An 8,122-nucleotide genomic window follows, 5' to 3' on the forward strand; every position below is an offset into this window, starting at 1 on the left:
GCTGAAAAAGGCTGGAATGTTACCATTGCTAAAGTGGACGGAGGAGAAGCTGAAAGTGCTACTGATACCAACGTTGCCCCTGGCGATAAAGTAACTCATATTGCAGGTAAAAACATCAAGCTGGTACAAAATGGTGCGAATATTACCGTTTCAACCACTGACAAAGTAAACTTCAGTGAAGTGACTGCAGACAAAACCAACGCAGGTGAATTGACGGCTACTTCAGCAACAGTGAATGGTCCTACTACGCTAAATGGTACGGCTACAGTTAAAGATAAATTAACTGCTGAAAAAGGTGCAACCATCAGTGGTGGAAACCTTGAAATGAGTAATAATAAAATCACAGGTTTAGCTGAAGGTGTTGATGGTAAAGATGCGGTAAATGTTGATCAGCTTGATAAAGCCAAAACTGAACTGACAGAAAAAGGCTTGAAGTTTAAAGGTGAAGATGGTGAAGTGATCCATAAAAACCTAGGCGAGCAGCTTGATATTATTGGTGATAGTAAAAACGTCAGCACTACAAATGAAGGTGGTAAGATCAAAATTACTATGTCAGATACCCCAACCTTCACTAATCTCACTACAAAAGAAGGTGCGAATATTGGCGGCAAGCTAGACGTGGCTGGTCCAGCGACATTCAAAGATAGTGTAACTGCTGAAAAAGGTGCAACCATTAAAGGTGGCGACCTAGTTATGAGTGATAATAAAATCACAGGTCTAAAAGCAGGTACAGACAAAACTGATGCGGTTAATGTTGAACAGCTAGATAAAGTTAGAGAAATCGCTGAAAAAGGCTGGAATGTTACCATTGCTAAAGTGGACGGTGGAGAAGCTGAAAGTGCTACTGATACCAACGTTGCCCCTGGCGATAAAGTAACTCATATTGCAGGTAAAAACATCAAGCTGGTACAAAATGGTGCGAATATTACCGTTTCAACCACTGAAAATGTAACCTTTACAAACGTGGATGCGACAACAGTAAATGCTACAGATGTTAATACAACCAATGTAACATCAACAGGTAAAGCAAATCTTAATGATTTGACTGTCACAGGCAACACCACTATTGGCGGAGAGGGTAAAACTTTTGCTATTGCTGGCAAAACAAGCGTCGATATGGGTGGCAATGTTGTGAGTAATGTTGCAGCAGGTGTAGCAGATACCGATGCAGTGAATGTTAATCAGTTGAAAGAATCTGGCTGGAAACTGAAAATTAATGATGAAGCAGATACAGTCGCTGAAAAAGTGAATCCTGATGAAGTAGTGACATTTAAACAGGGTGACAATATAGTTATCACTCGTGAAGGACAAAACGTTACAGTTGCGACTTCTCAAACCCCAACCTTCACTAATCTCACTACAAAAGAAGGTGCGAATATTGGCGGTAAGTTAGATGTGGCTGGTCCAGCGACATTCAAAGATAGTGTAACTGCTGAAAAAGGTGCAACCATTAAAGGTGGAGACCTGGTGATGAGTGATAATAAAATCACAGGTTTAGCTGAAGGTGTTGATAGTAAAGATGCGGTAAATGTTGCTCAGCTTGATAAAGCCAAAACTGAACTAACAGAAAAAGGCTTGAAGTTTAAAGGTGAAAATGGAGAAGTGATCCATAAAAACCTAGGCGAGCAGCTTGACATTATTGGTGATAGTAAAAACGTCAGTACCACAAATGAAGGTGGTAAGATCAAAATTACTATGTCAGATACCCCAACCTTCACTAATCTCACTACAAAAGAAGGTGCGAATATTGGCGGTGACTTGAATGTAAATGGCTCAACCACTTTGGGAGATACTAATGTCGGTGGTAAGGGTAACACCTTCGCTGTTAAAGAAGGTACAAAGGTGGATATGGGCGGTAATAAGATCTCTAATGTCGCAAATGGTGATATTTCACCAAATAGTACTGATGCAGTAAATGGTGCACAAATTTTTGCTTTAACAGGCGGACAAGGTGCTCCAGATGTTGCGGCTAACTATACAACGACAATTACTAACCCAGATGGCTCAACAACAACGCTTGAACACAAAAATGTGGTAGTTGATGAAAATGGTAAACCGCTATTAGTGACCTATAATGTTCAAGATCAGAAAGAACACGTCACCAACTCGGTTATTACAGCTATCAACCATATGAATACACAAGGGATTAAGTTCTTCCACACTAATGATGGTACAGCTAAAGCAGAGAGACCAGCAGATCAATCTGAAAATAATGAAGACTCTAGTGCAAGTGGTGCTTATGCAACAGCGGTGGGGTATAGAGCGACAGCATCAGGTGAAAGAGCGATTGCTTTTGGTCATAATGCAACAGTAACAGGAACGGATAGTATTAGTATTGGTACTGGAAATATCGTTAATGGTAACAATTCGGGCGCATTTGGTGACCCAAGCATTATTGATGCAGATAAATCTTACAGTATCGGTAACGATAACCGAATTGCACAAGGGCAAAGTGATGTTTTCGTATTAGGAAACAATGTAACAAAAACAGAAAGTAACTCTGTATTCTTAGGTACGCAATCTGGCTATGTTGCAGAAGGTGAAACTACGAAAGGTAATTCAGCACATACCTCTCAAACGATTGGTGGTGAAACTTACCAATATGCTGGTGGCGAAGCAAGCCAAGTGAAGGGTGTGGTGAGTGTGGGTAACGTTGCTCAAGATGGCACGATGGAAACTCGCCGTATCCAAAATGTCGCACCAGGGTTAATTAGTGCGAAGAGTACTGATGCGATTAATGGTAGCCAGTTGTATGCATTACATAGTGTTATTGATAAGGGGTGGAACTTAACATCTGGTACTGTTGAAGGATCAAATGGAGTATCTAATCAATCTGCACCTGCTAAGGTTGGAATGGGAGAGACTGTTAGAGTTAATGCTGGTCAGAACATTGTTGTAAACCAAAATGGTAGAACATTAGATATAGCAACCACAATGGCACCGAACTTTAATAGTTTGACAGTTAATCCTAATGGCAAAGTAGATATGGGTGGTAACCGTATCCAAAATGTTGGCCAAGCAATAAATGCAGGAGACGCTGTAAATTATGGTCAGCTTAAAGCTGAATTAGGTAAGGTCGATAACCGTTTACGCAGTGGTGTTGCTGGTGCTGTTGCTTCAGCATCATTAGTACAAGCCTTTAACCCAAGCGAAAGTATGCTTGCAGTCGGAGGTGGAACTTACCGTGGAGCATCAGCTTTAGCTGTCGGATATTCTAAAGTGTCCGATAATGGTCGAATCATTATTAAGGTAACAGGAAGTGCTAATAACCAAGGTGATTACACAGGTGGTGCAAGTGTAGGCTTTAAATTCTAATTAAATGGAATTAAAGTCTCTAGTTAAATACTAGGTATTTTAGACTCTCTAATAGACCCACTATTTTAGGATTCCCTATAATGGTGGGTTTATTTTTGCAAATTATTCTACAAAACAAACCGCTTGTCCGTTCAAACTTTCTTGTATTTAGGGTACAATCCCATCAATTTTTTGTTAATAAAGATGGATTATGAGTAAAAAACCAAAAGTTGCATCTAATACTATTGCGTTGAATAAACGAGCTCGCCACGAATATTTTATTGAAGATGAAATTGAAGCAGGCTTAGAATTGCAAGGGTGGGAAGTGAAAGCATTACGAGCAGGGAAAGCAAATATTGGCGACAGTTATGTGATTTTCCGCAATGGTGAAGCCTATCTGTTTGGGGCAATGATTACCCCATTAAATGTAGCCTCTACGCATATTGTTGCTGATCCTACTCGCACACGAAAATTATTATTAAATAAGCGAGAGTTAGACTCGCTATTTGGTAAAGTAAATCGAGATGGCTTTACGGTTGTCGCTCTTTCAATGTATTGGAAGAATGCGTGGGCTAAGGTCAAAATTGGTTTGGCAAAAGGTAAAAAACTACACGATAAGCGTGATGATATTAAAGATAGAGAATGGCAAGTTGCTAAACAGCGTATTATGAAAAACGCTAATCGCTATTAAGCGGTTAGATTGCTCTGAAAATTTGCAAATAAAATAAGGATAAAAAATGATTGATCAAAATTTACTGCGTACAAATTTAGCGGAAGTCGCTCAAATACTCAAAACAAAACGTAAATTTGAGCTTGATACAGCAAAAGTGACCGCTTTAGAAGAACAACGTAAAGCTCTACAAGTTAAAACAGAAACATTACAGGCTGAACGTAATGCTCGCTCGAAAAACATTGGTGCGGCAAAAGCTCGTGGTGAAGATATTTCTGCCTTGTTAGCTGAAGTTGATTCTATGGGGAATGAATTAGATTTAGCTAAAGTAGAATTAGATAAAGTACAAGGCGAAATTCGTGATTTACTCCTTTCAGTGCCGAATTTACCTGCAGAAGAAGTGCCAGTTGGGAAAGATGATAGTGAAAATGTGGAAGTTTCTCGTTGGGGAACGCCACGTCAATTTGATTTTGAAGTAAAAGATCACGTTACCTTAGGTGAAAATTTAGCGGGGTTAGACTTCCCAGCAGGTGTTAAATTAACCGGTACACGTTTTGTGGTGATGAAAGATAAGCTCGCACGTTTACATCGTGCATTAGCACAATTTATGCTTGATTTACATACGGAACAGCACGGTTATATTGAAACTTATGTACCTTATTTAGTTAACCACGATACTCTCTATGGAACAGGTCAGCTCCCTAAATTTGGGGAAGATCTTTTCCATACAAAGCCATTAGAAGGGCAAGATCCAAATGCAGTACAAAAAGCTTATGCGTTAATTCCAACTGCGGAAGTACCTGTTACCAACTTAGTGCGTGATGAGATTTTAGAAGAAGAAAGCCTACCGTTAAAATTTACTGCTCATACGCCTTGTTTCCGTTCAGAAGCAGGTTCTTACGGGCGTGATACGCGTGGCTTAATTCGTATGCACCAATTTGATAAAGTTGAAATGGTACAAATTGTTGCACCAGAAAAATCAATGGAAGCACTCGAAGAATTAACAGGACACGCAGAAAAAGTATTACAGCTTTTAGGTTTACCTTATCGTAAAGTATTACTTTGCTCAGGCGATATGGGATTTGGTGCAACCAAAACTTACGATTTAGAAGTTTGGCTACCTGCACAAAATACCTATCGTGAAATTTCTTCTTGCTCAAATATGTGGGATTTCCAAGCTCGTAGAATGTCTGCTCGTTGCAAAGCAAAAGGCGATAAGAAAACTCGTTTAGTGCATACATTAAATGGTTCAGGATTAGCGGTTGGCCGTACTTTGGTTGCTGTGTTAGAAAACTATCAAAATGAAGATGGTTCAATTACAGTGCCTGAAGTATTGCGTCCATATATGAATGGATTAGCGATTATTAAATAATACAAGAAGATTTAGATGAATGGTTGATGTATTATAACCATCATCGAACGCATCAAGGAAAAATGTGCTGTGGAAGAACACTAATGGAAACACTACTTGATGGAAAACGGATTTGGGCAGAAAAGAATTTAAGCTCAAATTAATCTGACAGACACGGTAATTTTAAACGGGGACTGTCAGATTAGGTTTGATCTTCTACATCGTTGTGGGGCTCAATGCCATCAAACACCAAATTTAGAAGTTAAATCATGTGATTACAAACCCTGTGGAATACAGAATACAGCTCTTGAGTTAAAGTATTCTAACTTTTTGAGATAAGAACAAAATATTTCTTTTTAAGCTTGAGTTCTATGCTACAATTTATTATTTCTTATACGCTTTCCACTTATCATTTCATTTGGAAAAAAATGATGTGAAGCACTGTTAAATTGAAAAACAGGCCGTTGAGTATGCCATGGTGAAAAGGTATATGGGAAATTGATAAAGTAATTAACTAATTTATATAGTGATGAATTGTTGTGAACTTGTTTAACAGTTATTTGGTATTTTTAATGAGTAAAATGGAAAGTATGTTAAAAACGATTAAATCCTTTGCAGGACAATTCTTTATTTATTTATTTATTTATTTAATATCATATGTCTTGTCATCTTTTTTTAATATACATGTTGCTTACTTCTATATCGCATTATTATTGTTATATTATTTCTTGGAAAGGAATGATTTTTTAACTAGGAGAAAAAAATGAAAGAACTTAAAATTAATGAATTATCTTTAGTCTTTGGTGGCGTTCATCCAGTAATTAAAGGAACTGCTGTGGTGGTCAGCTACATTGCTGGTCGTGAAGTTGTAGATCCTTTTTATGATGAAGTTAGGGAAAATATTGTAAATACACCAGTGAAATTTCCTTTGTCTGTTCCCGTTCACGTTAATGTATCACCTAGTTGGACTGAAGGAAGAATAAGTAATTCTAGTTTTGGTAATCATTATATGCCTGGTTCTAGTTATCCAACAAAGACTTCTAATACAAACCAATCCGGATCAGATTATGGTGATGGTACCGATTATCAGTAATTAGAGAGAATATAATGAAAATTAATTTTCCGGTTTCTTATGCGGAATTCATTGAATACTACTTTGAAAAGAAACCTCTATTAATGAAAGGGGCTTTAGATAAGCAGGATTTACTTTCTTGGAATTCAATTAACGAGGTTTTGCCACGTTGTGATCTTCTTTCTGAAGATGCGATTAAGCTGATGTATAAAGGACAAAAGCTGGATAAGTCGTATTATTTAGAAGAATACGATGACTTAGGGACAATGCGCTATAAATTTAAGGAAGAACACTTATACTCTTATTTAAGAGATGGAGCTACGTTGGTTGCAAATGGAATCGTAAATGAACCGAGTGTAGATTGTTTTTCTCAAGAAATTTCCCAATTTATGGGATGCCATGTGTTCTCTAGTCTATATATAGCTTTTAACACTCAAAGATCTTTCAAAAGTCATTGGGATAGTCGGGATATTTTTGCTATACAAATGCAGGGGAAAAAACGTTGGATTATTCATGCTCCTACATTTAAAAAACCATTATTTATGCAACGTAGTAAAGATATGCCTGAATATTATCCAGATTTAGAAAATGTTTATATGGATATTGTTTTAGAGGCTGGAGATATTCTTTATCTGCCTAGAGGTTGGTGGCATGATCCTATTCCAGTTGGTGAGGAGACGGTTCATTTAGCTGTTGGTATATTTCCAGCATTTGCAAACAATTATCTTACTTGGGTTGCTCAAAATATTGTTGAAAAAGAGATAGCTAGAGCATCTTTATCGTATTATGAAAAAGATAAGAGTTTACTTGAACAGTTGGCAGAAGAAACTTCAGCTTATATAAAAGATAAAGAAAACTATCGTAAATTTATTGAAAATTTCTATGATAAGAAACGTATAGAGAATCCTCTAAAATTAGAATATTTGGGGAATTATCAGCATAATTCAATACCAAGTCAAGAAAAAGTCTCTTTTAATACAAAAAATCATTATTTCAATCATGAAAATAAGATTATTTCAAATGGATATGGCATTGCGTTAGATGAACAATTTAATGAAATATTTCAGGAGATTAAGAAAGGAGAAGAAAAAAGATTAGATGATATCTTAGAAAGCGTGCCTGAAGGTAGAAGAGATAAAATCTCACAATTAATGTGGCAGTTAGCTTATATTGGGGTATTAAAATTGAGTTAAATTCGTCCAGTTATCAATTTCAACAATGAGTTTTACCAAAACCTGAATTGGTAAAACTCTTTTTTCTCCTCATTTAAGTTAAAATCAATAATCAGATCTCAGGTGTAATGGACAAAATAGTTGCTGATTTACCCATTACACGTTCAAGTGGACAAAATAGTTGCTAATAATTATTTTTTATGTCGTTAGCAACTCTTTTTATTTAAAAAATCTTGTATAAACAATACCTTACGCTTTTTGCTTAATCCATTGTGATTATTTAATTTTCGTTTTAGTTCACTAAATAAACCCTCAAGCCTATTTGTCGTTTTTTCTATATTTAATTCAGGGTACTTTTCGAAGGTAAATAAATATTTCTCATAATATTTTAAGCTAGATAAAGCACTCCTTAATCCTTTATGCTTATAAGGAAAATAACCTTTTTCATTGCATTTATCTGACCGTTCATTTAAATAGTCTTGGTGAGTTAAATACCATAGATGTAAATGGCGATAAAATTTATTTTTTGTGCTTTCTTTGAGGGTTTTAACAAGTATTTTGAG

The 8,122-nt window shown here is 36.6% G+C and carries 5 protein-coding genes and 2 pseudogenes; 6 read left to right on the forward strand and 1 reads right to left on the reverse strand.

Going from position 1 to position 8,122, the window contains the following annotated elements:
* The 6 genes and pseudogenes from ACWIW0_RS10845 to ACWIW0_RS10870 all read left to right on the forward strand — a co-directional run.
* A partial coding sequence (locus tag ACWIW0_RS10845; RefSeq protein WP_454453322.1) for a YadA-like family protein occupies positions 1 to 3,315 on the forward strand: 3,315 nt, incomplete at its 5' end.
* Between the two features lie 190 nt (positions 3,316 to 3,505).
* The gene (gene smpB, locus ACWIW0_RS10850) at positions 3,506 to 3,985 is read left to right on the forward strand and encodes an SsrA-binding protein SmpB (RefSeq protein ID WP_157394649.1); all 480 of its coding nucleotides are present in this window, start codon (positions 3,506 to 3,508) and stop codon (positions 3,983 to 3,985) included.
* Positions 3,986 to 4,031: 46 nt separating this feature from the next.
* Positions 4,032 to 5,336 (forward strand): serine--tRNA ligase, encoded by a 1,305-nt coding sequence (gene serS / locus ACWIW0_RS10855; RefSeq protein ID WP_454453323.1) that lies wholly within the window; start codon positions 4,032 to 4,034, stop codon positions 5,334 to 5,336.
* A pseudogene (locus tag ACWIW0_RS10860) lies at positions 5,336 to 5,479 on the forward strand (IS481 family transposase); the annotation flags it as partial. The gene serS and the pseudogene ACWIW0_RS10860, both read left to right, overlap by 1 nt.
* Positions 5,480 to 6,078: 599 nt before the next feature.
* Complete coding sequence (locus ACWIW0_RS10865; RefSeq protein WP_454453324.1) at positions 6,079 to 6,408, forward strand: hypothetical protein; 330 nt, start codon at positions 6,079 to 6,081, stop codon at positions 6,406 to 6,408.
* Positions 6,409 to 6,422: 14 nt separating this feature from the next.
* The gene (locus tag ACWIW0_RS10870) at positions 6,423 to 7,580 is read left to right on the forward strand and encodes a cupin domain-containing protein (protein WP_454453325.1); all 1,158 of its coding nucleotides are present in this window, start codon (positions 6,423 to 6,425) and stop codon (positions 7,578 to 7,580) included.
* A 185-nt stretch (positions 7,581 to 7,765) separates the two neighbouring features.
* Here ACWIW0_RS10870 and ACWIW0_RS10875 read toward each other — a convergent pair.
* A pseudogene (locus ACWIW0_RS10875) lies at positions 7,766 to 8,122 on the reverse strand (IS256 family transposase, variant Zn-binding type); the annotation flags it as partial.

The sequence above is a fragment of the Ursidibacter sp. B-7004-1 genome (assembly GCF_053654055.1).